Annotated in this window: 23 protein-coding genes; 2 read left to right on the forward strand and 21 right to left on the reverse strand. The window is 40.6% G+C overall.

The window, feature by feature from the left end:
• From Ga0466249_RS19855 to Ga0466249_RS19870, 4 genes are all read right to left on the reverse strand, one after another.
• A partial coding sequence (locus Ga0466249_RS19855) for a 4Fe-4S dicluster domain-containing protein (protein ID WP_376769315.1) occupies positions 1 to 128 on the reverse strand: 128 nt, incomplete at its 3' end.
• An 11-nt stretch (positions 129 to 139) separates the two neighbouring features.
• A complete protein-coding gene (locus Ga0466249_RS19860) occupies positions 140 to 1,057 on the reverse strand; it encodes a hydroxymethylglutaryl-CoA lyase (RefSeq protein WP_246588912.1) in 918 nt (305 codons plus the stop codon).
• A 251-nt stretch (positions 1,058 to 1,308) separates the two neighbouring features.
• The gene (locus Ga0466249_RS19865) at positions 1,309 to 2,727 is read right to left on the reverse strand and encodes an aldehyde dehydrogenase family protein (protein WP_215831230.1); all 1,419 of its coding nucleotides are present in this window, start codon (positions 2,725 to 2,727) and stop codon (positions 1,309 to 1,311) included.
• Positions 2,728 to 3,104: 377 nt separating this feature from the next.
• Positions 3,105 to 4,007: a LysR family transcriptional regulator gene (locus Ga0466249_RS19870; RefSeq protein ID WP_215831231.1), complete on the reverse strand. Its 903-nt coding sequence runs from the start codon at positions 4,005 to 4,007 to the stop codon at positions 3,105 to 3,107.
• Between the two features lie 217 nt (positions 4,008 to 4,224).
• Between Ga0466249_RS19870 and Ga0466249_RS19875 the strand changes: the two genes are divergently transcribed.
• Complete coding sequence (locus Ga0466249_RS19875; protein ID WP_246588913.1) at positions 4,225 to 4,758, forward strand: nitroreductase family protein; 534 nt, start codon at positions 4,225 to 4,227, stop codon at positions 4,756 to 4,758.
• An 84-nt stretch (positions 4,759 to 4,842) separates the two neighbouring features.
• Here the strand turns inward: Ga0466249_RS19875 and aroB are convergent, their stop codons facing one another.
• The 5 genes from aroB to Ga0466249_RS19900 form a co-directional block, all read right to left on the reverse strand.
• Positions 4,843 to 5,904: a 3-dehydroquinate synthase gene (gene aroB, locus Ga0466249_RS19880; protein WP_215831232.1), complete on the reverse strand. Its 1,062-nt coding sequence runs from the start codon at positions 5,902 to 5,904 to the stop codon at positions 4,843 to 4,845.
• A 77-nt stretch (positions 5,905 to 5,981) separates the two neighbouring features.
• Entirely contained in the window at positions 5,982 to 6,983 is a 1,002-nt protein-coding gene (gene aroF, locus Ga0466249_RS19885) for a 3-deoxy-7-phosphoheptulonate synthase (RefSeq protein ID WP_215831233.1), read from the reverse strand.
• 468 nt (positions 6,984 to 7,451) lie between these two features.
• A complete protein-coding gene (locus Ga0466249_RS19890) occupies positions 7,452 to 8,588 on the reverse strand; it encodes an MFS transporter (RefSeq protein WP_215831234.1) in 1,137 nt (378 codons plus the stop codon).
• A gap of 316 nt (positions 8,589 to 8,904) precedes the next feature.
• Entirely contained in the window at positions 8,905 to 9,951 is a 1,047-nt protein-coding gene (gene ftsZ, locus Ga0466249_RS19895) for a cell division protein FtsZ (protein ID WP_215831235.1), read from the reverse strand.
• 31 nt (positions 9,952 to 9,982) lie between these two features.
• Positions 9,983 to 11,179 (reverse strand): cell division FtsA domain-containing protein, encoded by a 1,197-nt coding sequence (locus tag Ga0466249_RS19900; protein ID WP_215831236.1) that lies wholly within the window; start codon positions 11,177 to 11,179, stop codon positions 9,983 to 9,985.
• 218 nt (positions 11,180 to 11,397) lie between these two features.
• Here Ga0466249_RS19900 and Ga0466249_RS19905 point away from each other — a divergent pair, with 218 nt between their 5' ends.
• Positions 11,398 to 11,559, forward strand: a complete 162-nt coding sequence (locus Ga0466249_RS19905; protein ID WP_215831237.1) for a hypothetical protein — start codon at positions 11,398 to 11,400, stop codon at positions 11,557 to 11,559.
• Between the two features lie 73 nt (positions 11,560 to 11,632).
• Here the strand turns inward: Ga0466249_RS19905 and Ga0466249_RS19910 are convergent, their stop codons facing one another.
• The 12 genes from Ga0466249_RS19910 to Ga0466249_RS19965 form a co-directional block, all read right to left on the reverse strand.
• Positions 11,633 to 11,962 (reverse strand): small basic family protein, encoded by a 330-nt coding sequence (locus Ga0466249_RS19910; protein WP_215831238.1) that lies wholly within the window; start codon positions 11,960 to 11,962, stop codon positions 11,633 to 11,635.
• Positions 11,959 to 12,654, reverse strand: a complete 696-nt coding sequence (locus tag Ga0466249_RS19915) for a DUF881 domain-containing protein (protein ID WP_215831239.1) — start codon at positions 12,652 to 12,654, stop codon at positions 11,959 to 11,961. The genes Ga0466249_RS19910 and Ga0466249_RS19915 overlap by 4 nt, the downstream gene beginning before the upstream one ends.
• Before the next feature lie 28 nt (positions 12,655 to 12,682).
• Positions 12,683 to 13,441 carry a cell division protein FtsQ/DivIB gene (locus Ga0466249_RS19920; RefSeq protein ID WP_215831240.1) on the reverse strand — a complete coding sequence of 253 codons (759 nt, stop codon included), beginning with the start codon at positions 13,439 to 13,441 and terminating at the stop codon, positions 12,683 to 12,685.
• Between the two features lie 88 nt (positions 13,442 to 13,529).
• Entirely contained in the window at positions 13,530 to 14,462 is a 933-nt protein-coding gene (locus Ga0466249_RS19925; protein ID WP_215831241.1) for a D-alanine--D-alanine ligase, read from the reverse strand.
• Between the two features lie 39 nt (positions 14,463 to 14,501).
• Positions 14,502 to 15,749: a UDP-N-acetylglucosamine 1-carboxyvinyltransferase gene (gene murA / locus Ga0466249_RS19930; RefSeq protein WP_215831242.1), complete on the reverse strand. Its 1,248-nt coding sequence runs from the start codon at positions 15,747 to 15,749 to the stop codon at positions 14,502 to 14,504.
• Positions 15,750 to 15,787: 38 nt separating this feature from the next.
• Positions 15,788 to 17,161 carry a UDP-N-acetylmuramate--L-alanine ligase gene (gene murC, locus Ga0466249_RS19935; RefSeq protein ID WP_215831243.1) on the reverse strand — a complete coding sequence of 458 codons (1,374 nt, stop codon included), beginning with the start codon at positions 17,159 to 17,161 and terminating at the stop codon, positions 15,788 to 15,790.
• A gap of 74 nt (positions 17,162 to 17,235) precedes the next feature.
• On the reverse strand, positions 17,236 to 18,366 hold the full coding sequence (gene murG, locus Ga0466249_RS19940; RefSeq protein WP_215831244.1) for an undecaprenyldiphospho-muramoylpentapeptide beta-N-acetylglucosaminyltransferase: 1,131 nt from the start codon (positions 18,364 to 18,366) through the stop codon (positions 17,236 to 17,238).
• Positions 18,367 to 18,381: 15 nt separating this feature from the next.
• On the reverse strand, positions 18,382 to 19,482 hold the full coding sequence (spoVE, locus tag Ga0466249_RS19945; RefSeq protein WP_246588914.1) for a stage V sporulation protein E: 1,101 nt from the start codon (positions 19,480 to 19,482) through the stop codon (positions 18,382 to 18,384).
• A gap of 16 nt (positions 19,483 to 19,498) precedes the next feature.
• Complete coding sequence (murD, locus tag Ga0466249_RS19950) at positions 19,499 to 20,854, reverse strand: UDP-N-acetylmuramoyl-L-alanine--D-glutamate ligase (RefSeq protein ID WP_215831246.1); 1,356 nt, start codon at positions 20,852 to 20,854, stop codon at positions 19,499 to 19,501.
• A 2-nt stretch (positions 20,855 to 20,856) separates the two neighbouring features.
• Positions 20,857 to 21,840: a phospho-N-acetylmuramoyl-pentapeptide-transferase gene (mraY, locus tag Ga0466249_RS19955; protein ID WP_215831247.1), complete on the reverse strand. Its 984-nt coding sequence runs from the start codon at positions 21,838 to 21,840 to the stop codon at positions 20,857 to 20,859.
• Positions 21,841 to 21,871: 31 nt separating this feature from the next.
• Positions 21,872 to 23,230, reverse strand: coding sequence for a UDP-N-acetylmuramoyl-tripeptide--D-alanyl-D-alanine ligase (locus Ga0466249_RS19960; RefSeq protein WP_215831248.1), 1,359 nt, complete (start codon positions 23,228 to 23,230; stop codon positions 21,872 to 21,874).
• On the reverse strand, positions 23,230 to 24,720 hold the full coding sequence (locus Ga0466249_RS19965; protein WP_215831249.1) for a UDP-N-acetylmuramoyl-L-alanyl-D-glutamate--2,6-diaminopimelate ligase: 1,491 nt from the start codon (positions 24,718 to 24,720) through the stop codon (positions 23,230 to 23,232). The genes Ga0466249_RS19960 and Ga0466249_RS19965 overlap by 1 nt, the downstream gene beginning before the upstream one ends.
• Positions 24,721 to 24,829 lie beyond the last annotated feature (109 nt).

Raw genomic sequence — 24,829 nt, forward strand, 5'->3', positions numbered from 1 at the left:
ATTTCGTTTACTTTGAGTACTGCTTTGGGGCAAAAGGTTACGCAGATGCCGCAGCCTTTGCAGCGTTTTGTTTCGATCTTTAAGCTCATACTTTCACCTCTTTTAGCCTGTTTGTTCTCATAACCCATTCTCTCACAATTTAAGAGCAAGTGATATCACTGCATTTACCCGCTCTAAGAATAGAACTATCTGTATCGTGCCCAATCATATTCTGAACAGATCTTCCAATAGAAATCATAGCATCCAAATCATAGTCAGTATGAATTCCCATTTCATGGCACATATGAATGACATCTTCTGTAGCAATATTGCCTGAAGCACCAGGTGCAAATGGGCAGCCGCCTAATCCCGCAAAACAAGCGTCATAACGATCAATACCAGCTAACATACCGCTGACGACATTTGCCAAGCCCATGCCGCGCGTATTATGAAAATGAAGGAACCAACTAACATCTGGAAATTTTTCTTTGACCATGCGTCCATATTCATAGACCTGCTGAGGATTCGCCATACCTGTCGTATCTGATAAAGACAACTCATGAACACCAATTTCACGAAAAGCTGCAATGACAGAATAAATTTGTTCAAGTGGAATCCTGCCTTCTACAGGATAACCGAAAGCCGTAGAAATGGCCCCAGAAAGAACAATACCATGATTCGCAGCATAGGCAGCGCATTTGGCAAACCCCTGCACAACTTCTTCCGGCGTCCGTTTCGAGTTACTCATCGAATGAGCCCTACTAGCGGATACAGTAAGCTTTGCTTTGCTAATCCCAGCCGCCTCGGCCCTTTCCAAACCGCGCACATTCATCACTAAAGCCCGATATTCCACTCCATCAACACGTTTCATCTTTTTGGCAACTTCATCGGTGTCTGCCATTTGCGGTATTGCTTTGGGGTGAACAAATGAACCAATTTCAATAATCTTTGCTCCTGCCTGCACTGTTTTTTCAATCAAATCTACTTTCTGCTGAACCGTAAACAAGCTCTTTTCATTTTGCAAGCCATCGCGCGGTCCAACTTCACAAATAACAATTTTATCAGGCCAATTCATCATAGTCCCTCCACATGTTATAAAATATTACAAAATTAATTACTAAAAACCGTTTATTAACAAAATGTTCATTATTAAATAAATTTTCTAATTAAATTTTATGGCTTTTATTTTATATATGCAATCGATAATTACAATGAAATTGATCGTTTATTATAATGATTTTTTTATCTAAAGGTTATTATGAATAAGCCCAGTTTCCCTGAAGAGGTATACTGGGCTTATTTTTACAGAAATTTGATTATAGAGCTATTTTATTTTTCCATTTCAGGATCGTAAAACTCACCAAACAATTCTTCATCTGGAGGTCTATCTTCGGGAATCGGACGGGATACCCACGTAACATTCATATAATGTTTCAAATTCACATTCTCTGATATAATATTGCCACCCCAAGTACCGCATCCCATACTGGATGTCATTGGCATGCCGTTATTAAATGCTCCGGCATTCGCCTTCGATTGTGGCTGACGAATCATCATACGACTTACGGGTGCTTCCAAAGCTAATTGATGAATATGTTCATCATTAAAAGAATAAAGTCCACAGGAATGACCTTTACCGCCTACATTGTAAATAGCATGCATCATCTTGATTGCATTTTCAAACCCACCTTCATATTTATGAACTGCCAACAAAGTAGTGAGTTTTTCGCCAGAGAATGGATGGTCTTTTCCAATGCCATCGCCAATAACAATGATAAATTTACGATCATCAGGAATACTAAAGCCAGCAATTTTAGCCACTTGTTGCGGAGCAATGGCTACCGTATCTGACCGGCGATGACCTGTTTCATCCCACATAGCTTCCTTTAATTTTGCTTTTTCATCATCATTCGCGAGATAGCCGCCTTCTTTAACAAGCGCTTTAAGCATGGCATCATAAACACTTTCATGAATCACAAGATTACCATCCGCTGAGCATCCTGAACCAAAATCAGAAGTCTTACTCAACATGGTATTATGAGCAGCTTCTTCAACATTCGTTGTCTCATCAAAAATCATCGTGGCATTTCCTGCGCCGACACCATAAGCAGGTGTTCCTGAACTATAGGCCGAACGTACCATCGGCTGACCACCTGTTGCAATAACAAGATCGGCCGCTGCCATGAGTGCTTTAGCCATTGGAACACTTGCAGTCTGCAGACATTGTACAATATCTGCCGGTGCACCTTCACGTTCAAGAGCATCACGGATCAATTGGACAGTCTCATTCGTTGTATTTTTAGACCGGGGATGGGCAGAAAAAATAATGGTGTCTCTGGCCTTAATGGCGTAAATTGCATTACCGGCAGGAGTTAAATCAGGGTTCGTTGTCGGTACAACTGAAGCGATAACACCAGCGGGTTTACCATACTTTGTAATTCCTTTTTCCGGAATTTCCTCAATAATTCCCACACTTTTCTGACGTAGGGCATCACGTAAAACGCCTCTAATCTTAAAACGTTTATTCATCCGGCTGACATGATCGCCCAGTCCGCTTTCTTTAATTCCCATTTCGACAAGATGATTAAACGTCTTCTTGTTGGCCACGGCCCAAGCCACAGCCTGACACAGACGATCTACTCTAGCCTGATCATAAGTTTCAATAATTGCCAAAGCGGCTCTTGCTTTATCCATTGCAATATCAAGTTCTTTTTTCTGTTCTTCTGTAATTACTTTTTCACTAGCCATTGTCAAAAAAGCCTCCTCTAATATGATTTAAAATATTACTAATATTGACTCAGCTATTCTGTTAGTTAACCAACCTGCAGTATTGGTAATGGAACAAAATAAACGCGGGCTTGATGACCAAATCGCTACACTAAAATTGCCCGTTTAGCTGAAGTTCCTTTATCTGAATTTTATTACTTTACTGTAAGAAGCGCAAATCATCTTATGCATACCAACGATTGATTTCATCGATAGTTGATTAAAAATATTCAAAATACTTATTTTTTATATAAATCGTTAAAGCCTTTCTGTAAATGAAGACAACAAAAAGTACTCTGCATTATATAACAAATACAGAGTACTTGACTTCTTGTTTGTATTTTATTGTATTTCATTATTCAAGCTCCTGCAGTACTAATATTCTTAACCCAGTCTAAGACAAACTGATAAAAGATTTTAACTGCAGGCACTGAAGAAGAACGTTTCGAAACTGCCAAAGCAATATCTTTCTTAATGGGCTGCTTCAATTTAATCATGGTAATATTAAAATTTTGATTTCTAACTTTTTCTTGCGGAAAAAAACCAATACCCATACCAGCATGAATCAAAGCTAGACAAGTAGGAGAATGACTACTTTGGCAAACAATATTGGGTTTAAATCCCGCCTGAAGACAAGCCTCTAAACAAATATAGTGCATACGATCAGAAGATGGATGAAAAATAAATTTCTCATCCGACGCCTCTGCAAGATCAATCGACTTTCTGCTAGCAAAGTGATGCTCCTCGGGAATGACCAGGATATAATCATCATAAGCAAGATGATAAAAATCTATTTCACTATAATCAGATACTACTGGCATAGCAACAAAAGCCACATCCAATTCGCCTGTCCCAATTTTTTCAAGTAAACGATATGTTCCATCTTGTACAATCTCAAAATTAAGACCTGGATACTTTTTATAAAAATTCGCCAGCATTCCCGCATAATCAATTTTGCCTAATGATGCGATAACACCAATACGTAATGTCCCTTTTAGTAAACCAATATAAGCCTGAAGATCTTGTTTAGCAAATTCCAAATTGGCTAATAAGATTCGAACATGGCTAATAAATTTTTCCCCCGCCTGTGTTGGATAAACCATTCGTGAATTACGATCAAACAACTTGATTCCTAACTCGTCTTCTAACTTAGCAATCTGATGTGAAAGCGTAGACTGACTTACACAAATGGCATCGGCAGCTCGAGTAAAATTACGTTGTTTGGCAACTTCAACAATATACTGCAATTGATGTATTTCCATGAATCACACCCCTCCCTAACTTATTATAACGTAACAAGACAAGCTCTTGGTAAAAATATTCGTCTTCCATTACTGTTCCCTACCCTATCCCGTTTTAAATATCGAAATAAAATTCGTGTGCAGGAATTCTTGTCTATCAGTCGTAATAAAATGATAAGTTTAATTGATCCTTTTTGTAATGTAGTAAAATATTATTAAGAAGGGGAAATAGAATATTATGGAACAAATTAAAATGCGTCGAAGTATCAGAAAATATCTTGATAAACCAGTAGAAGACGAAAAAATTATTCAATTACTTGAGAGTGCCAGACTGGCTCCATCTGGCAGTAATACACAACCATGGCATTTTATTATTGTAAAATCCGAATTGATTAAGCAAAAATTAGCTAAAGTAGCTCATGATCAAAAATGGATGATTTCCGCTCCACTCTTCATTGTTTGTGTTGCAGATATATCTTCTATAATGGAAAACGATCAAATTATATTAGATGAACATAGTCCGCAAGGGGAAGTTAAGCGAATGATAAGAGATACGGCAATTGCAACAGAACACATTCTACTTGAAGCTACTCACTTAGGCTTAGGAACTTGTTGGGTTGCCTGGTTTACTCAAGAAGAAATTAGACCCATCCTACATATACCTCTTAATAAGTTTGTAGTTGGTATTGTGACGATTGGTTATGCAGCTGAAATGCCAACCGCTAGACCACGAAAAAGTCTTGAAGAAATTATTCATTATGAAAATTGGTGAAATACAAATAAAAAAGAAAGCCAAAATTCTAGGCTTTCTTTTTCATTTATTAAAAGTCAATTTTCATGAAACAATAAAAACCTCTTATAATTCATAAACAAATGCCAATGCTTGCTCTGAAGTCAAGGTATATTCCGCAACCTGCCCCTGCCCCGTCGGCAGAATAAAAGAAATGACTCCATCACTATTCTTTTTGTCGGCTGTCATTTGCCTTGCAATATCATCAGCAGGTATATCGGATATGTCCATGGATAACCCCGTTCTGCTGATAAGTGTGTTGATTTTTTGTCCGTACTCTTCACTTATTAATCCCATCTTCTGTGCCAGCAGCGTTTCGTAATACATACCAATGAGCACCGCCTCGCCATGTAAATAACGCCGATAACCTGTTAAAGTTTCAATGGCATGCCCCAAGGTATGACCAAAATTCAATATTTTACGTAGGCCATTCTCACATTCATCCTTTGCCACTACGTCCGCTTTAATTTCACAGCACCGTCTAATAAGCTCATTTAAAGGAGTAAAGCTGCAAGTATAAAAGTCCGAAAAGTGATGTTCAATAAAATTTAATAGTTCATAGTCATATATAATACCGTACTTAATTACCTCACCTAATCCGGCGGTAAGCTCTCTTATCGGCAACGTTTCGAGCAGTGCTGTATCAATAATAACCACTTGAGGCTGATAGAAAGTTCCCGCCATATTTTTCCCCGCTTGTACATTCACGCCGGTTTTTCCGCCCACACTGCTATCAACTTGAGCTAACAGGGTCGTTGGTATTTGAACATAAGAAATACCTCTCATATAGATAGAAGAACAAAAACCAGCTAAATCACCAATAACCCCACCACCAAAAGCAATTACGGCCGAATGACGGGTAAGTCGGGCTTCAACCATGGCACCGATAATCCGCTCAACTGTTTGAAAACTTTTGGAAGATTCACCTGGCACTAGAGTCAGCTTTTTATACGGAAGCTCGCCTAAAGCTTTAGCCAACTGTTCACTGTATAAGTGATCAACATTCTCATCAGTAATAACTAACCACTTGTCCGCTTTACTGAGCAGTACGGTAAGGTCTGACAGTATGCCTTCTCCTATATAAATAGGATAGCTTTTCTCACCTAAATCAACTGCAACTGTTTCCATCGACTCTACCTCCTATAAACCATCAGTTCGGAATGATCCTACTATGAAACACTTTCATCAGTATACACCTACTAGTTCTAAACTGCGGCAATGATTTTTTGCACAGAAGACATTAAATGACCAAACTTCTCTGGTTTTAGCGACTGAGCTCCGTCACAAAGCGCTTGCTCCGGATTATGATGCACTTCAATAATTAGTCCATCGGCGCCAACAGCAATGGCCGCTTTAGCCAGAGGCTCCACGAGTGACCACTTGCCACAAGCATGACTGGGATCAACGATAATGGGCAAATGACTAAGTTCTTTCACTGCTGGTATCAGACTAATATCCAAGGTATTTCTAGTATAAGTATCGAACGTACGTATTCCCCGTTCACATAGGATAACGTTGGCATTACCGCCAGCCAAAATGTATTCAGCTGACATCAGAAACTCTTCCAGCGTTGCACTTAGCCCGCGTTTGAGCAAGATTGGCTTAGCACTTTTCCCTGCACGTTTAAGTAATGGAAAGTTCTGCATGTTCCGGGCCCCAATCTGAATAAGATCAGCACTTTCTTCTATGGCATCAAAGGTCTCTATGGACATGGCTTCCGTAACAATCGGCAATCCTGTTGCTTCCCGAGCTTTCACCAGCATTTTTAATCCATCCACACCTAATCCCTGAAAACTATAAGGAGAAGAACGTGGTTTATAAGCTCCCCCTCTAAGCAAAGTAGCACCATATTGCTTAACAAGCTCCGCCGTATGAATCATTTGTTCTTCACTTTCAACAGAACAGGGACCCGCAATCACGGCAATATGACCACCACCAATTTTACATCCTCTAACATCGACAATGGTATCCTCTGGATGAAAAGTACGGCTGGCCAACTTGTAAGGCTGCTGAATACGCACAATTTTTTCAACCTGAATATTGGCTTGAAGAGATTCTAAATCAAGTTTTGACGTATCTCCTCCCAATGCAAAAACACTTTGTTGCTCCCCTACGACAAGGGTAACATCCATTTTTAATGTTCCCAACTTCTTATGCATTTTTTCAATCTCCTCTGCTACAGTACCTGGTTTCATCACAACTAACATAATTTCTTCCTCCTTTAAATTTAAAATATTTTTTATACAAAATTTACAATCAAAAAAAGCTATGTGATTTGAAAGTTAAAACTTGTAAAAGGATAAAAAAAATAAGACTCACATGAGTCTCTTAGGGATAAAATTTCTATTTTGTTATGCTTTCGCTAACAACATATCACCAAGCTCTCACTTAAAAACAACCTATTCAATTTTTTCCAACCAAAATAGCCAGCGCTAAAAAAGTAGCCCCAGCTAAAAAAGTAATAATATTGTTTTTCAATAATTTGTTTTAAGTGAGCAGTTATCATAATACCCTCCTATATACGGAAGAAGAATAAATTTTATAGGTTTTATTATATGTAAATAAATGAGTCTTGTCAAGCTATTTTTATCATTCTAAGTAAAATTATTGTAAATAGAAGCGGCATTGTCAATAATGTCTTTCCAGGAAGAACATAGGTTTAAGTATTATTATGATTATTCTTTGTGCCAACCTGCCAGCGCAGCACCGATAAACCCGATTAGACCAATGACAACAAAGCCGATAGTTAATCCAAAGATATTACTCAATACACCGGCCAATACAGGTCCGCCAAACATACCGAGACCATAAATAGCTTGAAACACGCTCATAGCTGTCGACCGCTTGTCACCGGAAAAATTCTTGATACTTAAACCCATCAGTAATGGTAAAACCAATCCACGGGCAAAACCACCAATAGCCTGGCTAATATATAATAAGGATAAATTGCTGATAAAAGGAATGACAATACACGACATCGCTGTAATCAACAAACCGCACACAAGTGTCGCTCGCTCACCAAAACGTTTGCTAAAAAAAGCACCACTCAATGCAGCAGAAACAATCGACGGAACCAGTGTCATTGTCGTAACAATGCCTAATTCAAAGATGCTAGCGCCTAAGTATTGAGCCACAATAGGCAAAAATCCGAAAACAGTAACAAACGTAATGGTCTGTAACACAATTCCTAGCCCTGAAAGATAAAGCAATTGACGATTATGCAATGTTTCCATAAGGATGTCCACCTTGATTGCTTTTGGAGACATATGCTTGTCTCGCACAAATAAGCTCAGCACAATGCCAATGCTGCCAGCAACAGCACCAAGGATAAATGATGAATTCATTCCTATGTGCTGTGCAATGTACCCTCCTGATAACATAGCTGCCACTTGTCCAAAATTATTGACGGCATTAATATAGCCCATGGCCTTAGGAGCTTCTTTTTGGGGAAAATAACTCGCATAAAGTACCGTATAATCTACCCATGTTGAAGCCGCCACACCTGCCAACCCCCGAAACAGAAGCAATGCTCCAGCCATAGGAAATAGCCACATACCCAAGCTGCTTAAGGATGCAAGTATAATACCGATCACAACAAAAAATTTACGATTGCCCCAGGCATCAGATAACACGCCAATAGGTATGCGTAACAATAGCTGTGTCAAACCATAAGAGCCAATAATAAGTCCTACCATATCATAAGTAGCACCTAAGCTTTGTGCATAGGGTGCCAGAATAGGCACATAGGTATACATAGAAAACCAAAAAAAAGCAGTGACAACAATTAAAATTTTTTTAGCGCCTGTATTCATCGCAGTCCCTCCACAGGTTATAAAATATTACAAAATGAATTACTAAAAAAACACAAACTAACAATTTTCTAATTAAATTCTATGATTTTCATTTTTTATATGCAATCGATAATTACAACAAAATAAATCGTTAATTATAATAACTCTTTTTCAGGGCATTTTAAAATGTATATTCCCAAAAAGATGCACGGAGCTTATTTTTACAAAATTTTCGAAGAATGCGGTTACAGCATTCTTCGAAAATAGTTTTTCAATAATAAAAGCCAAGTTCCGCATAAACAGGAACTTGGCTTCTAAGTAACTCTCAAAGAAAAATTTAGCGTCTCATAAATGTCGGTATTTCAAGATCACGACCCTTAAACTCCAAAACAGGTGCTGCTTCCACTTTACCTGGTACTACTTTTTCTACTTTAGGATCAAAACCTGTTGCAATAACTGTAACCCGAACCTCATCATCAAGGGCTTCATCAATGACCGCACCAAAAATAATATTCGCTTCCGGATCAGCCGCATCGGCAATAATTTCGGCAGCCGCATTGACTTCAAAAAGTCCCAGACTAGCACCACCGGTGATATTTAAGAGTACCCCCTTGGCTCCTTCAATAGAAGTTTCCAATAGCGGACTACGAATGGCTGCTTCAGCAGCTGCTTCAGCACGATCTTCGCCTGTACCAACACCAATACCCATCAAAGCAGATCCTGTCTCAAGCATAATGGTTTTGACATCAGCAAAATCCAGATTAATCAGTCCTGGAACAGCAATCAAATCAGATATACCTTGAACACCTTGACGAAGTACATCATCAGCCATTCGGAAAGCATCCATAATAGATGTTTTTTTATCAGCAACCTGCATGAGACGATTATTCGGAATAGTAATCAGCGTATCCACTTTTTCCTTTAATTTTGCTGTACCACGTTCTGCTTGAGTTTGACGACGACGCCCTTCAAAAGAGAAAGGTTTGGTTACAACACCTACCGTTAAAGCCCCCACTTCTTTAGCACATTCAGCAACAATGGGAGCTGCCCCTGTACCTGTTCCGCCACCCATGCCTGCCGTAACAAATACCATGTCTGCACCGCGCAAGGCCTTAATAATCTCATCGCGGCTTTCTTGCGCCGCCTTTTCACCGACATCGGGATTTGCCCCAGCGCCAAGACCTTTCGTAAGCTTTTCACCAATCTGAATGCGATTCTGAGCTTGCGATAATAGTAAAGCCTGCGCATCCGTATTGACTGTCAAAAATTCAACACCTTTCAATCCGGCAGTGATCATACGGTTCACGGCATTACTACCGCCGCCACCTACTCCAATAACCTTAATCTTGGCAAACTGATCTAAATCCATATCGAATTCAAGCATGGATCCTGTTCCTCCTTATATCCTCGCGTGGTTAAGAACCAAACATATTTTTTATTTTTTGAAAAAACATATGACAGCCACTTGATGTTTCTTGTTTAGCTGGCAAATGGCTGGCTGCAAACAACAAAATTCCGTATCCAGCTGTATTTTCTGGACATAAGTATTCTTTGTCTAACTTTGTTGGCATAACCGTTTTTACTGAAAGCCCAAAACGATCATGAATAGCTCGTACAAAACTTGGAAGTTTAGATGAACCGCCAGTTAGATAAACTTCACACGCTTGCCGTTCGACTAAATCTAACGGAATTGAATCCTTCACTCCTTGGTAAATTAAAGCAACAAGCTCTTCCGTACGACTTTCAATAATATCATATAAAAAATCATAGGCAATATTTTTATCTGTCGTACCGTAATCATTGCAATCTAAGATTACTTCTTGATGATGTAGATTATTATCTAATTTCGCATAATACTTCTTAATTCCTTCTGCGTGATTGCGATTTACACTAAATGCTTGCATAATATCACTGGTAATATATTCTCCCCCAAACGGCAAAGCCTCAGAAAATACCCGTTTTCCCTCATTATAAAAACTCACATCTACAGTTCCAGCACCAATATCCATAATAAAAAAGTTTGTTTTACTTTGAGTTTGATCGGTAAGCGCCAAGGCATCAGCATAGCTAGTGGCAACCAAACTAATTGCTGGAATGGAATTTCGAGCTAATTCAGCATTTAACTGACTTTTCAATGCTTTCGGTATAGAAATAACGTGTGTATTGACTTTAAGAGAATGACAAGGCTGTCCAACTGGTAATAAAGCCACTGGACGATCATCTACAAAATATTGAGAAGGAATTAAATGTACAATAGCCTCATCAAGTGGTAAAGCTGCAATCGAAGCACGACAAGCTCTTTCTCCATCTTCCGCTGATAAAGATTGTGGACGTTGTGGCGCAACTGTCCCAAACAAATTTACAGCCTTTACATCAAGTGAACCGATCCCCATATAGATTAGGTCAAATGATCCAGAAACAGCTGTCATCACACAATCTATGGCTTGACGTATCGAGGACACCAACGAATCTACCTGCTCAACTTTACCATGACGATATCCACTTGTTGGAGCAGAGCCACTGCCTAAAATCTCTATCTGCGCAGAAGTCACTTGAGCTGCCAACACCTTTATACAGCTTGTACCAATATCAATTGCTAAAACTTGCTTCATGACGCTTGAGGCCCCCACTGCAACATGATTATGTTTCTTTTCACTATCTATACTTAAAAAGACTTATCCACTGCAACTATGATTATGTTTCCTTTCATAATGTTTCAACACAATTGGCGTTTTCCCTTTTTTTTTTAATAAAAAAGCGGCTTTTCTTGTTATTTTCCAAATGTAAATAGGAAATACTATGATTATTTAGTAATGGAGGTGAACAACTTATGGAAATTTTCAATCATCCCGTTTATCACTTTTGGAATGGCAAAAATCTGGCTGATGATGAAAAGTCATTTACCACTCTAACCACAATGATTGAAGAAAATGACAAAGAAGATTTTCCATGTATACTAAGTAGTGAAACAATGAATACAGACGAAACCTAATAATTTTAAATGAGCCAAGAAAAAGACGTTTAAGTCTTTTTTCTTGGCTTTTATGATCCATCATTATAAAAATTTATTTCTTTAAAAAATAACGTCGTATAATAGCAAGATTCTGAAAAACCCGTAGTCCAAAAGCAAGCGTTGCAACATAATACAAATCAATGCCCAAGCGATCACCCACATAAACTAATGCTGCAGCAAGAAGAGCGTTCGTAAAAAATCCCGTAATAAAAACGGTATTATCAAATTTTTCTTCTAATGCCGAACGCCAACCACCAAACACACTATCCAAAGAAGCAAGTAAAGCTACAGACATAAACTTAGCATATTCCACTGGAATACTAAATGGGAAAAAAGACCCAATAAGAATACCGAAGACGAGACCCAAAAAAGGCAGCATCATGACTTGCCAGCCTCCTTTACTGGTTGGGCATATTCAAAATGAAAAGGCCCCTTATAAGCGGGAATGTCAACAAGATCCTGCTTCTTAATACTCACCTGAATCCCCCAAAATTGCAGAGTTTCCACAACACCACCCCGCATTTTCAGTGCATTTTCCAGTGTCGTCTGATCACCGATGGCACGTATTTCATAGGGCGGCGAATAACGCGTATTATTGACTGATAAAGTCGGCCCAGCACAACGAATCTCCGAACTGGCTACAAGTCGTTGTTCATTAATAGAAATAGCCTCTGCCCCAGCAGCCCACATCTCATTGATTACCTTTAGAATATCATCATCATGAATCAGGTATAAATTGGCATTCTCCCCTGGTTTGGCCGCTCGCTTACTATCGTCAATAGTAATCACCACGCCGGGACCTTTCAAAGCAACAACTCCTGCTCCCATGCGGACATTCATATTCTCCTTCACAGCTGTTTCACCTTCACTGGCCTGCGATAATTCATGTACTTGCTTTAATAAAGCATCACGTTCTTTTTCCGTCTGATTCAGCCGCTGTGAAAGATCCTCAATCCTTTGAAAAGGAACAGAAGACCGAATATCCTGCGTAGTACGGAACTGCAACGCAAGCATCACACCAAGAACGACGCAGACCATTGCAATCGCCACTTGGCCCTGTCGTATGGCCAACAATGTAATTCTCTCCCTTCACAATCTTTAATTAATTTGATTTGAACTTTATATATGGCGTAGCATAACGCATATCGATGGATTCAGCAAGACTTTTTTTATCTCCAATTTCTCCCATGATCTGATTTGTCTTCACAGCCTTGTCAAATAAATGATCTTGCGTTCCTAAACGAATTTGCACCGAATTGATTGTTAAAGCTCGTATTTGCAAGGGATCGCTAATATTGACCTCAGACAATTGATTTAAACTGTTTTCAGATAGTCCGGCAAGATAGGAGAGTGTCGCTTGTAATGCTGGGTTGTCCACACAGTCACCAATATAAGCATTACCTAAATTTACCCCCGTAATAATGGGAACATTTAATTGTTTTAATGTCTTAAAAGCAGCTAAAACAATTCCTTTTTCATCTAACTCGGCAAATCCATAGCTAGTAGCAGCATAAGCATAAGGCTGACGTTCCTTTACTGAAATAACAACAGTCGCTGGAAACTTGCGAACCACCTCAGCATCAGCAACACGTAAATCTTTTACTAAGCGGCTTTTCGCATCGCGTGTATCAAGACGAAAAATATTTATTTTACCGGGTATACCAACAATAGCCAAAACTTCTTCATTACTGATGTACTTATTACCTTGTATAATAACTGTCCCTACTGAAAAAAAAGAAGAATTAATAAATAAATAACAAGCAATGAGTACAACAAACACCATTATTACCGATAAAAGTCGCTTCACAGCCAAAGCTTTACGTTCATCACGGGCATCTTTCAGCCGTTCTGTTGTCCCCATAAAATTCCCCCTGTATAAGGTCCCTGCATGTATTATACAACAGTGTTTACTGAAGATAAATAAAAAAAGGCAGCGCAGCTGCCTTTTTTTATTCTACAGCCATAAGTAACAGTTTTTCACATAAATCAGCGAAAAGAAGACCTGTCGCTGCGGCAGCCTTGGGTACCAGACTGGTAGCAGTCATTCCAGGAATGGTATTGATCTCTAAAATATAGGGGTGTTTCTCCTTATCCATCATAAAGTCAACACGAGCTATGCCCTTGCAACCGACGAGGCGATAGGTTTCTTCTGCAAGTTGCTGCAATTTGTGCGTTGTTTGTTCATCAAGACGTGCAGGTACAATATATTCTGTGGCACCACTAGTATATTTTGAATGATAATCATAGCGACCGGAATGGGGAACGATTTCGATAACAGGAAAGGCATGCGCTTCCTTATTCCCCATAACAGCCACAGTAAGTTCACTGCCTGTAATAAAAGCTTCCACAACGATATGGCGGCAATAGCCAAAAGCATTTCTTACAGCATCTTGAAGACCTGATTCATCTTCCAAAATATAGACACCGATACTTGAACCTTGTTCAGCCGCTTTTACAACAAGTGGAAAAGTGAATTTTTTCCTAATGTCCTGACAAATGTCATCCAGACCCAGACTATATTGATCGTAAATTTCAGCAGGTGCTGTCGGCAATCCCGCCGCAACGAACAATCGCTTTGAAATGCTCTTATCCATAGTAATAGCACTTGCCATAACACCAGAACCTGTGTAAGGAATGCCAAGCATATCGAGTGCGCCTTGCAAAGCCCCATCTTCACCAAATTTTCCATGTATTGCATTAAAAACAATATCAATTTTTTCTTCCTGAAGTTGACTGGCAATCTGTTTTGGATCCATATCGATCCCAACAGCTTTATAGCCCTTTTCCTGGAGTGCCTTTAAAATAGCATTGCCCGTATTTAACGACACCTCGCGTTCTGCAGAAGGTCCTCCCATAACAACAGCAATCTTTTTATTCTTCATTATAACCTCCATCATAAACTGTCAGTAAGTATTTAACATTTATTTACGAAGAATGATAGCGCCAAGGCTGTTCAGTTTTTCTTCCAATCGTTCGTAGCCGCGGTCAATATGATAGACCTCATCAACAATCGTTGTTCCTGCTGCCACCAGTCCGGCTAAAACAAGGGCTCCACCCGCCCGAAGATCAGGTGCGGCAACACAAGTACCTGAAAGAGCATCTACACCACGAATGACAGCTGTACGTCCTTCAACCTTAATTTTAGCTCCCATACGAGTCAATTCATCCACATGTTTAAAACGGTTTTCAAAAATCGTTTCAGAAATAATACTTGTTCCTTTAGCGATCGTAAGCAATGAAAGCATGGGAGCCTGCAAATCTGTAGGGAAACCGGGATAAGGCAACGTCTTAATGTCTACACCCCGCCTTAAATTTTCTGCTTTAATACGAATAGCATTACCACGACATTCAATAACGGAACCAATTTCCTGCAATTTATCCATCACCGAAAATAGACAAGCGTGATTGATATTTCCAATAATAACATTGCCACCCGTCATCGCTGTAGCAATTAAGAGTGTGCCTGCTTCAATCCGGTCGGGCATGATTTGATACTCTGTAGAATGCAAGCTTTTCACACCACGAATAAAAATACAGTCTGTGCCAGCTCCGCCTACACGGCCCCCCATACTATTAAAAAAGTTCTGTAGATCAACAATTTCCGGCTCGCGGGCAGCATTACGAATCACTGTCGTTCCTTCGGCAAGAACAGCGGCCATCATGGCATTCTCTGTTGCACCAACACTGGGAAAATCGAAAGTAATCTCGTTACCGACAAGTTTCTTTGCTTCAGCATCAATATATCCTGACCCTTCCTTGATATGGGCGCCTAACTTTTCTAACGCCTTAATATGAAGATTAATCGGGCGCGGTCCAATAGCACAGCCGCCGGGATAAGACAGGCGAACTTGATGAAATCTGCCTAGCAAAGGTCCCAGCAAAAACACCGAAGCGCGCATTTCACGCATCAAAGCCTCGGGAATATCAGTACCCGTAACCGCAACTGTATCAATCACAAGGGTATGACCTTCCCGGACAACCGAAGCTCCAAGGAGCTTCATAATATTTTGCATCATCGCAATATCGCGAAGCTCAGGTACATCATGAAGGACAGTCAGTCCGTGACTTAAAAGTGTTGCTGCCATGATAGGTAGAGCAGCATTCTTAGCCCCGCTAACTTGTACACAACCGTTGAGTTGTACTCCTCCTGTGACGATAAATTTCTCCATCGTCTTCCCTCCTGGAAAAAGTACAATCCCCCTTCAAATCATTTCACAAGTCGCTCGACGAGTTCTTCGCCAGCTTTATAAATATTCCCAGCCCCCATTGTAATAACCAAATCACCTGGTTCCACAATTTCGGCTAAATAGCGGGCAATTTTAGCCAAATCAGCAATATAAGTCACTTGTTGTTTGGCTTTTTGTTCAACTTCCTCTTTAATAACCTCACCATTAATCCCGTCGATAGCATCTTCACCAGCTGCATAGATATCTGTCAGAATTAATACATCAGCAGGCTTAAAAGCCATGCCATACTCAGAGCGAAGCAGCTTGGTCCGCGAAAAACGATGCGGTTGAAACACACAAATCAAGCGTTTCGGCTCAGTCTGGCGCGCAGCAAGAAGGGTCGTCGTAATCTCAGTTGGATGATGGGCATAATCATCGACAATCCATACCCCGTTAATTCTGGCCTTGGTCTGAAACCGACGTTTCGCACCGCGAAATTCGACTAATCCCGCAGCAATGGCGGAAAAATCCAGACCAATTTTGAGTCCCACTGCAACAGCCGCTAAAGAATTACGAATATTATGTTTTCCTGGCACATTCAGTGTAATAGAGCCAATATACTCCTCACATTGATACAGATCATAATGCGTAACAGCTCCTTCTGTTCGAATGTTGCGTGCCATAAGATCAGCAGGATGATCAATGGCATAACTCATGAAAGTTCGTCCTAGGGAGTCCGCCATATCACGGATATAGGCATTATCAAAACAAAGTACTGCAAAACCATTATCAGCAGGTAAACGGAGCAAAAATTTATGAAACGTCTGCAAAATATTCTCCATTGTACCATAATAATCCATGTGATCGTTCTCAATATTCGTAACAACAGCAATTTTGGGTGATAAGTTTAGGAACGAACCATCACTTTCATCTGCCTCAGCTACAAGATACGGGCCCTTACCGAGTTTAGCATTACCGCCTATGTATTCCAGCTCACCACCAATAATAATAGTCGGATCGACACCTGCCTTTTCAAGCATTAAGGCAATCATAGATGTCGTCGTTGTTTTACCGTGAGCTCCAGCAACTGCAATTCCCTGACGCTGATCCATCAAGAAAGCAACGGCTTCTGATCGATGAAAAACGGGAATATTTTTAGCATGAGCCGCTTGAATTTCAGGATTCGTTTCACGAATGGCTGTTGAAGTCACAATCGCTTCAGCCTGTTCAATGTTGCTTGCATCATGGCCATAATATATTTTAGCGCCAAGTTGTTCTAATTTAGCTGACACACTGGATTTACTAATATCAGATCCTGTAATCTCATAGCCTAATTCCAGCATAACTCGGGCAATTGCGCTCATGCCAGCTCCGCCTATGCCAACAAAATGGATTTTTTTTATAGAAGTAAACAAATAAAATTCTCCCCCTTCTTGCGCATCTTACCGATACCTCATTATATGCGCTGTTCAATTTAGGTGTTACTTTCCTATTCTCGATTGCCCGTAAGAGCAATCGCTGCATCAGCAATACAGTCTGCAGCAAGGGGATGCCCTAGCTTTTTACTTGCAGTAGCCATTGCTGCAAGTTTTTCTGGATCATCAAATAATGCACGAATGACCGTAACAAGCTTTTCCCCAGTCAAATCAGAGTCGCGAATAACCCGTGCCGCTCCATGTTCTGCCAAGACTCGCGCATTATGTTCTTGATGATTTTCGGCAGCATAAGGATAAGGAATTAATACGGATGGTACAGCCCGGACAGTTAATTCAGCAAGTCCGATGGCCCCTGCCCGAAATACTGCTAAATCAGCGCAAGCAAGCGCTTGTGGCATGTTATACAGATAAGGCACAATCTTAAGATTTCCACTCTTTTCCGGGTATATACCCTTTTCATGCAATTTTCCAACTATGCTATTATACTCGCTTTGACCCGTGATGTGCAAGATTTGGATATCTTTGTGATCCTGAAAGGCTTGATGAACAGCAACCATGGCCAAATTGATACTGCGGGCGCCACGACTGCCGCCTGACACAAGTAGTGTCTTTTTATTTATATCAAGACCTAAATCAACTATTGCTTGTTCCCGCTGGGCTGTTAGGACATCAGGCCGAATGGGATTTCCGCTGATAACAACCTTTGTAAATGGAGAAAAATAGGGTTTTGCTTCTTCATAACCTACAGCAACACAATCAACAAAACGGGCTAATGTTTTATTTGTAATACCAGCAATCACATTTTGTTCTTGAACGAGCGTTGGTTTTTTCAATAAACTAGCAGCAAGCAAGACAGGCCCACAGACATAACCACCTGTTCCAATAACAATATCTGGCTTGAAATTTCTTATGATTTTAATCGATTGCCATAAACTGCCGAAAATTTTAAAAACAGTTTGTACATTTTTAACAGATAACTGCCGCTTAAAACCTTGTACGTCAATTGTTTGGAGCTCATAGCCTTCCTTAGGAACAATATCTGCTTCGAGTCCAACCTTTGTCCCAACAAACAAAATTTCGACAGGTTCTTTGGCTTCAAGCAATTTTTTTTCCAAAACGCGGGCAATCGTAATAGCTGGGTAAATATGACCGCCAGTTCCCCCGCCTGATAGTATAATTCGCATGGTCTCACTCCTGCTTTATAAACTTACATATCTTGATATATTTAATAACACTCCAACACCTGCTAAAGTAAAAATCAGCGCCGAACCGCCAAAACTAATAAAAGGCAGCGGAATCCCTGTAACAGGCATCGAGGCTGTGACAACAGCGATATTCATCAACGCCTGCAGCATGATCATGGTTGTAATGCCTGTAGCAAGTAAACTGCCATAAATGTCGGGTGCAGCTATAGCGATGCGAAATCCCCGCCAGGCAAACAAGAAAAATAAAACAATAACTGTCACTGTTCCAATAAGGCCCAATTCTTCCCCCAGAATAGCGAAGATAAAGTCTGTATGAGGCTCAGGCAAATAAAGAAATTTTTCTCGGCTCCGTCCCAGTCCAACACCAAATAACCCCCCTGACCCTATAGCATATAAGGATTGAATAATATGATAGCCTGTGTCAAGTGGATCAGACCATGGATTACTAAAAGCTAACAGTCGTTTCATCCGGTATGGCTCAACAATGATGGCCGCAACAATGCCTAATACACCAACAGCTCCCATTGCACCTAAATGGAAAACTTTCGCACCAGCGGCAAAAAGCAAAATAAATACAGTACCAGCAATGGAGAGCGCCGTACCAAGATCAGGCTCTTTTAAAATCAAACCAAAAACCAACAACAACATAAGTAGCTGTGGCAAGAGTCCCTTTCGAAAACTCAATATTTTCGTCTGAGCCTGTGCCAAACCATGGCTCACAAAGAAAACCATCCCCAGTTTGGCAATTTCAGATGGCTGTAAATAAATGGAGCCAAAACCGAGCCAGCGCCTCGCACCATTGACAACGCGGCCCAAGCCAGGAATCAGTACGAGAATTAATAAAAACAAGGTAACGAAGAGGATAGGCTTTGCCAATTTACGCCACACATGATAATCAATATGCATAGTAACAAGTAGGGTTATAACACCCAAGGAGGCCCAGATAATTTGCCGTTTAAGAAAATAGTAACTATCATGATAATTCGCATAAGCGGCTACAGCACTCGAACTATATACCATGATAATCCCCACACCCAATAAAAACATGACTGTAAAAAACAGAATGTAATCAGGCGATTTATATCCATTATCCAAAGCGGCAACAACCTCCTTAACTGAGCAAACGTACGAGCTTCTTAAATACCGTCCCGCGCTCTTCATAGCTCTTAAACATATCATAGCTTGCGCAGGCTGGTGATAATAATACAATATGCGGCGGAGTAGCTATTTTATACGCCAAGTTTACGGCATCTGCAAAGGTTTTAGCCTCATGAATATTAGCAATTTCGTGAAGTAAAGCTGCTTCTTTAAACCGCGCACTGGCCTCACCAAGCAAAATCAGATGATCCACTTTTTCTTTAATAAGTAACATCATTTCAGTGAGATCCGTATTTTTATCTCTGCCGCCCGCAATAAGCACAATATGCCCAGCAAAAGCTTCTAATGCCTTAATCGAAGATTCAGGATTGGTAGCCTTTGAATCATTATAATAAGGTACTCCATGAAGAGTGGTCACAGGTTCAATACGATGTTCAACGCCTTCAAAATTTTCCAGCACCTTCGCAATATCTGTGATGGCCACACCTGCTAAAAAAGAAACAGCCGCAGCAGCAAGAGCATTTTCAACATTATGAGCGCCCGGAATCTTCATAACACTCACAGGACAGACAGGAAGTTCCTGATCTTTCCAGGAAATCCAAATCTGATCTTTTTTGATATAAGCGCCTTGCTGTAAGGTTTCTTTACGGCTAAAAAACAGGACTTGTGACTTAGCTCTATCAGCCATAGGTCTCAGCGTAGGATCGTCATAATTTAGCACTAGGAAATCATCTGACGTCTGTTTAGCAAAAACACGCTCTTTCATGGCAACATAGTTTTCGAATGTCTTATGACGATCAATATGATCAGGTGTAATATTCAAAACAGCTGCAATATGAGGCTTAAAATCACGGGCACTTTCCATTTGAAAACTGGATATTTCCGCAACAACAATCCCCTTATCCGTAATATCCTTCACTTCATCGGATAGGGCTTGTCCAATATTCCCCCCCACCACAACCTCCTTGTTATGGCACGCAATCATTTCACCAATTAAAGTTGTTGTCGTTGTTTTACCATTTGTACCTGTTATGGCCACAATCGGTGCCGGACAAAGCTGATAAGCAACTTCCACTTCACTCATGACAAGGATATTTTTAGCCAGAGCCTGCTGAACAAAATCTGTATAAATAGATACGCCAGGCGATAAAATAACATAATCCACCCCATCAAGGAGAGCTGCCTCCTGATTTCCTAACGCCAGCTTAATACCCTTTTCCAGGAGAAAAGAGGGGTCTTTTTTTAATTGATTTAGTGGCTTATTATCACTCAGTGTAACATAGGCCCCAAGATTTTTCAGCACCAGAGCTACAGAAATACCACTAATACCAGATCCCAAAACGATCACTTTTTTACCATTAAATTGCATGTTCATCTACCTCCCTGATTCATAATAAGTATACTCAAAGCAAATATGCTTAATAGCAAACTTGCTGACCAAAACACGCCGACAACTTTTTGCTCAGACCAACCAGACAATTCAAAATGATGATGAATAGGGCTCATTTTAAATACGCGCTTTCCTGTTGTTTTAAACGAAACCACCTGAATCATGACGGATAGTGTTTCCACAACATAAACGCCACCAACGATGATTAATAAAAATTCGGTTTTCGTCATCACGGCCACAGTTGCCAATACGCCACCTAAAGCCAACGACCCCGTATCCCCCATAAACACTTTGGCAGGATGAATATTATAGACTAAAAACCCCAGACAAGCACCTGCTGTAGCAAGAGAAAACGCAGCAAGCTCTATATTGCCAAAATAATAGCTAATGAGCGCATAAGTCCCGGCAGAAATTACCGTTGTTCCTGCAGCAAGTCCGTCCAACCCATCCGTCAAGTTGACGGCATTTGTCGTTCCCACTAATACGAAAAAAATGACAATAAAATATAAGGAACCAAAATCAATGGATTGATTGAAAAAGGGAATCCATATATCTGTGCCCAAACCAAAATACGACGTAACAACATAAGCCAAAGCAACGGCCATAATAATTTGGCCAAGCAATTTCTGTTTCGCAGTAAGACCTAAATTGCGTTTTAATACGACCTTAATGAAATCATCAAGAAATCCTAACAGTCCATGACCCAACGTAACAAATAAAGCCAGCCAAATAGCCGGTTTATCGAAAAAAAACAACAACATGGGCACACAAAGTGCCACTAAGATAATAATTCCTCCCATGGTGGGAGTACCGGCTTTGGCCTGATGACTCTTAGGACCCTCCTGACGAATGCTTTGTCCAAATTTTAATCTGTGCAATACGGGAATCAGTAGCGGACCAAGCACAAGTGCCACAATCAAAGCAAGAATCCCGGAATAAAATATGGTTTGAACCTGTGCGTACATAAAATGCTACCTCCTAAACGCTTCCAATCATTTACTTCACCAACTGTGGAATAAGTTGTTCCATTTTCATGCCCCGTGAACCTTTGATTAAAATAACATCGCCACTCACAAGCTTCTCATGTAAAACAAGCAATGCTTCAGCCTGATTTTGACAAGCAAAAACGGCCTTGTGGCCATGAAGCTGAGCCCCATCGGCAATTAACTGTCCCAGTTTTCCTACTGTAACAATAAGATCAACGCCTAATTGAGCCGCAGTCTTGCCTATATCCCCATGGGCCTGTTCAGCCAATTCGCCCAGTTCAAACATATCTCCCAGCACAGCAACCGTTCGGCCGGAACGTAAGCAAACAAGCGTCTGTAAAGCGCTCACCATGGATGCCGGACTGGCGTTATAGGCGTCATTAATTATTTGATAGGGGCCAACCTTTTCAATGGCCATGCGCATACCACTAGGTGCAAATTGTTTTAAGCCAACAACCATGTCCTTTTCATTCATGCCAAGCTTAAAGCCAGCAGCAAGTGCCGCCAAGGCATTCATCACATTGTGTTCACCCAATGCCGGAATATGAACAGCGAAACACCGTCCATCATAAGTACAGTCAAAAGATACGCCGTCTACTGAACTTCGCACATTTTTCCCCTGCACATCACTGGCCGCGCGGAGTCCAAAAGTAATGACAGCACAACGTGCTTTACTGGCCATAGCGGCCACATAAGGATTATCGGCATTCAAGACGACAAATCCCTGCGGATCAATGGCCTCAACTAATTCCGCCTTAGCTTTGGCAATATTTTCTCGTGAACCGAGCAGTTCCATATGCGTTTCACCAACAGTTGTTACAATACCTGCTGTTGGCCGGGCAATACGCGTAAGTGCCGTAATTTGCCCAAGCCCTCGCATTCCCATTTCCACCACAGCGACTTCATGTTCTGGCTGCAGTGACAGAAGTGTAAAAGGCAACCCAATTTCATTGTTAAAATTAGCCTGCGTCTTCAATACCTTAAACTGCTTGCTTAAGATAGCCGCCAGCATATCTTTCGTTGTTGTTTTGCCATTAGATCCTGTAATGGCAATAACAGGGAGAGTAAATCGCTGACGGTGATAAGCCGCAATATCTTGTAAAGCCTTAAGAGTGTCATCACACTTGATCACAGGCAAAGAATCCGGTACAACAACATTTTGGCTGACAAGTACCCCTGCTGCCCCCTGTTGGACAACAGCAGAAGTAAATTGATGACCATCAAAATTTTCACCCATAAGAGCAATAAAAAGCTGACCCGATTTTATTTTCCTGCTATCGGTACAAATACCAGAAAAATTGCAATCACTTCCAGCAACAAGTTGACCACCTGTGGCAAGACAAATTTCATTTAACGTAAATTTAGCCATTATTTAAGTTCTCCAATCACTTCACGCACAACTTGGCGATCATCAAAATCAATGGTCTTATCCTTTAAAATCTGATAGGTTTCATGACCTTTTCCAGCAATCATAACAATATCATCGTGCTGAGCTATTCGGAGCGCCGCAGCAATGGCCTGACGACGATCCGGAATCATTTCATACTGCTTCTTCGGCGTCAAAGCCGCAAGAATACCAACTTCTACTTCTTTTAAAATAATCAGTGGATCTTCACTGCGTGGATTATCAGAAGTAGCAATGACGACATCAGAATAAGAAGCCGCAATTTTCCCCATAATCGGCCGTTTAGTCCGATCACGGTCACCTCCGCATCCAAAGACTGTAATAATTCGACCACTTGCCACTTCTTGCGCTGTCTTTAGAATATTTTCCAAACCGTCAGGCGTATGAGCATAATCAACAATAACGGTAAAATCCTGGTCAGCGTCCACAAGCTCAAAGCGGCCAGGCACAGTCGTAAACTCTTCCATTGCCCCCTTAATGACAGCGGGGGCAATCTTCTCCGCCAAAGCCGCCCCAATAGCGGCTAAAGAATTATAAACATTAAATAGTCCGGTAATTTTTAAAGAAAGCGCCAGTTCGCCTGCCTCACTGTGAACAGTAAATGCTGAATTTCTTGCCGCCACATGAATATTGTCAGCTTGAATATTGCCTTTACCATGAAGTGAATAGGTATAAATATCACCACTCGCACAATCAATCATCGTTTGACTTGCTTCGTCATCTTTGTTAACTACAGCCCACTTATTGCTTTTCGTTACATCTTTTCCTAATGATTGAAATAAAAGGGATTTGGCATTACGATAGTTTTCCAGCGTTTTATGATAATCTAAATGATCTTGTGTCAAGTTTGTAAAAATAGCACCATCAAATTCACAGCCAGCAATGCGCTGCATGGCAAGAGAATGCGAAGACACTTCCATCACAACATAATCCATGCCCGCCTCAACCATTTGTACCAAAATTTGCTGTAAATCAATGACATCGGGTGTCGTATTCTTGACAGGCAGAACTTTATCTCCCACAAGCGTCTGAATAGTACCGCTAATGCCGACTTTAAATCCTGCTGCTTTTAAAATTCCTGCCAAAAGATAGGACGTTGTTGTCTTGCCATTTGTGCCTGTAATCCCAATCATCCGCAATTTTCGTGCGGGATAGTCATAGAAAAAGGGTGCCAGAATTTGCATGGCTGCCCGTGTATCAGCTACTTTAATGACCGTCAAATCACTACTACAAGGCGGAATAGCTTGATCAACAAGAACAGCCATAGCCCCTTTTTGCTTGGCCTCATCAATATAGTCATGTCCATCGACATGAGCGCCGTGAAGACAAACAAACAAACTGCCTTGTTTCACTTTTCTTGAATCATAAGCCATATCGGCAATCAAACAGTCTTGATTGCCTGTTACACTTGCCTGTGGAATGAGATGAAGTAGTTCCTGCAAATTTTTTGTCATAGAAAATAAATCCTCCAACTTATCATAATAATAACCAATCCATTTCTTATCTTACTGCTAATATTGCCGACTTACTAGTATCTTACACAAATAAACAGGATATGTTTGG

Source organism: Pelorhabdus rhamnosifermentans, from assembly GCF_018835585.1.
GTDB lineage: Bacteria > Bacillota > Negativicutes > UMGS1260 > UMGS1260 > Pelorhabdus > Pelorhabdus rhamnosifermentans.

Bases quoted from the DNA above. Each gene is read 5' to 3' on its own strand.
- Ga0466249_RS19860 (WP_246588912.1), bottom strand. From the start codon at position 1,057: ATGATGAATTGGCCTGATAAAATTGTTATTTGTGAAGTTGGACCGCGC.
- Ga0466249_RS19865 (WP_215831230.1), bottom strand. From the start codon at position 2,727: ATGGCTAGTGAAAAAGTAATTACAGAAGAACAGAAAAAAGAACTTGAT.
- Ga0466249_RS19870 (WP_215831231.1), bottom strand. From the start codon at position 4,007: ATGGAAATACATCAATTGCAGTATATTGTTGAAGTTGCCAAACAACGT.
- Ga0466249_RS19875 (WP_246588913.1), top strand. From the start codon at position 4,225: ATGGAACAAATTAAAATGCGTCGAAGTATCAGAAAATATCTTGATAAA.
- aroB (WP_215831232.1), bottom strand. From the start codon at position 5,904: ATGGAAACAGTTGCAGTTGATTTAGGTGAGAAAAGCTATCCTATTTAT.
- aroF (WP_215831233.1), bottom strand. From the start codon at position 6,983: ATGTTAGTTGTGATGAAACCAGGTACTGTAGCAGAGGAGATTGAAAAA.
- Ga0466249_RS19890 (WP_215831234.1), bottom strand. From the start codon at position 8,588: ATGAATACAGGCGCTAAAAAAATTTTAATTGTTGTCACTGCTTTTTTT.
- ftsZ (WP_215831235.1), bottom strand. From the start codon at position 9,951: ATGCTTGAATTCGATATGGATTTAGATCAGTTTGCCAAGATTAAGGTT.
- Ga0466249_RS19900 (WP_215831236.1), bottom strand. From the start codon at position 11,179: ATGAAGCAAGTTTTAGCAATTGATATTGGTACAAGCTGTATAAAGGTG.
- Ga0466249_RS19905 (WP_215831237.1), top strand. From the start codon at position 11,398: ATGGAAATTTTCAATCATCCCGTTTATCACTTTTGGAATGGCAAAAAT.
- Ga0466249_RS19910 (WP_215831238.1), bottom strand. From the start codon at position 11,962: ATGATGCTGCCTTTTTTGGGTCTCGTCTTCGGTATTCTTATTGGGTCT.
- Ga0466249_RS19920 (WP_215831240.1), bottom strand. From the start codon at position 13,441: ATGGGGACAACAGAACGGCTGAAAGATGCCCGTGATGAACGTAAAGCT.
- Ga0466249_RS19925 (WP_215831241.1), bottom strand. From the start codon at position 14,462: ATGAAGAATAAAAAGATTGCTGTTGTTATGGGAGGACCTTCTGCAGAA.
- murA (WP_215831242.1), bottom strand. From the start codon at position 15,749: ATGGAGAAATTTATCGTCACAGGAGGAGTACAACTCAACGGTTGTGTA.
- murG (WP_215831244.1), bottom strand. From the start codon at position 18,366: ATGCGAATTATACTATCAGGCGGGGGAACTGGCGGTCATATTTACCCA.
- murD (WP_215831246.1), bottom strand. From the start codon at position 20,854: ATGCAATTTAATGGTAAAAAAGTGATCGTTTTGGGATCTGGTATTAGT.
- mraY (WP_215831247.1), bottom strand. From the start codon at position 21,840: ATGTACGCACAGGTTCAAACCATATTTTATTCCGGGATTCTTGCTTTG.
- Ga0466249_RS19960 (WP_215831248.1), bottom strand. From the start codon at position 23,230: ATGGCTAAATTTACGTTAAATGAAATTTGTCTTGCCACAGGTGGTCAA.
- Ga0466249_RS19965 (WP_215831249.1), bottom strand. From the start codon at position 24,720: ATGACAAAAAATTTGCAGGAACTACTTCATCTCATTCCACAGGCAAGT.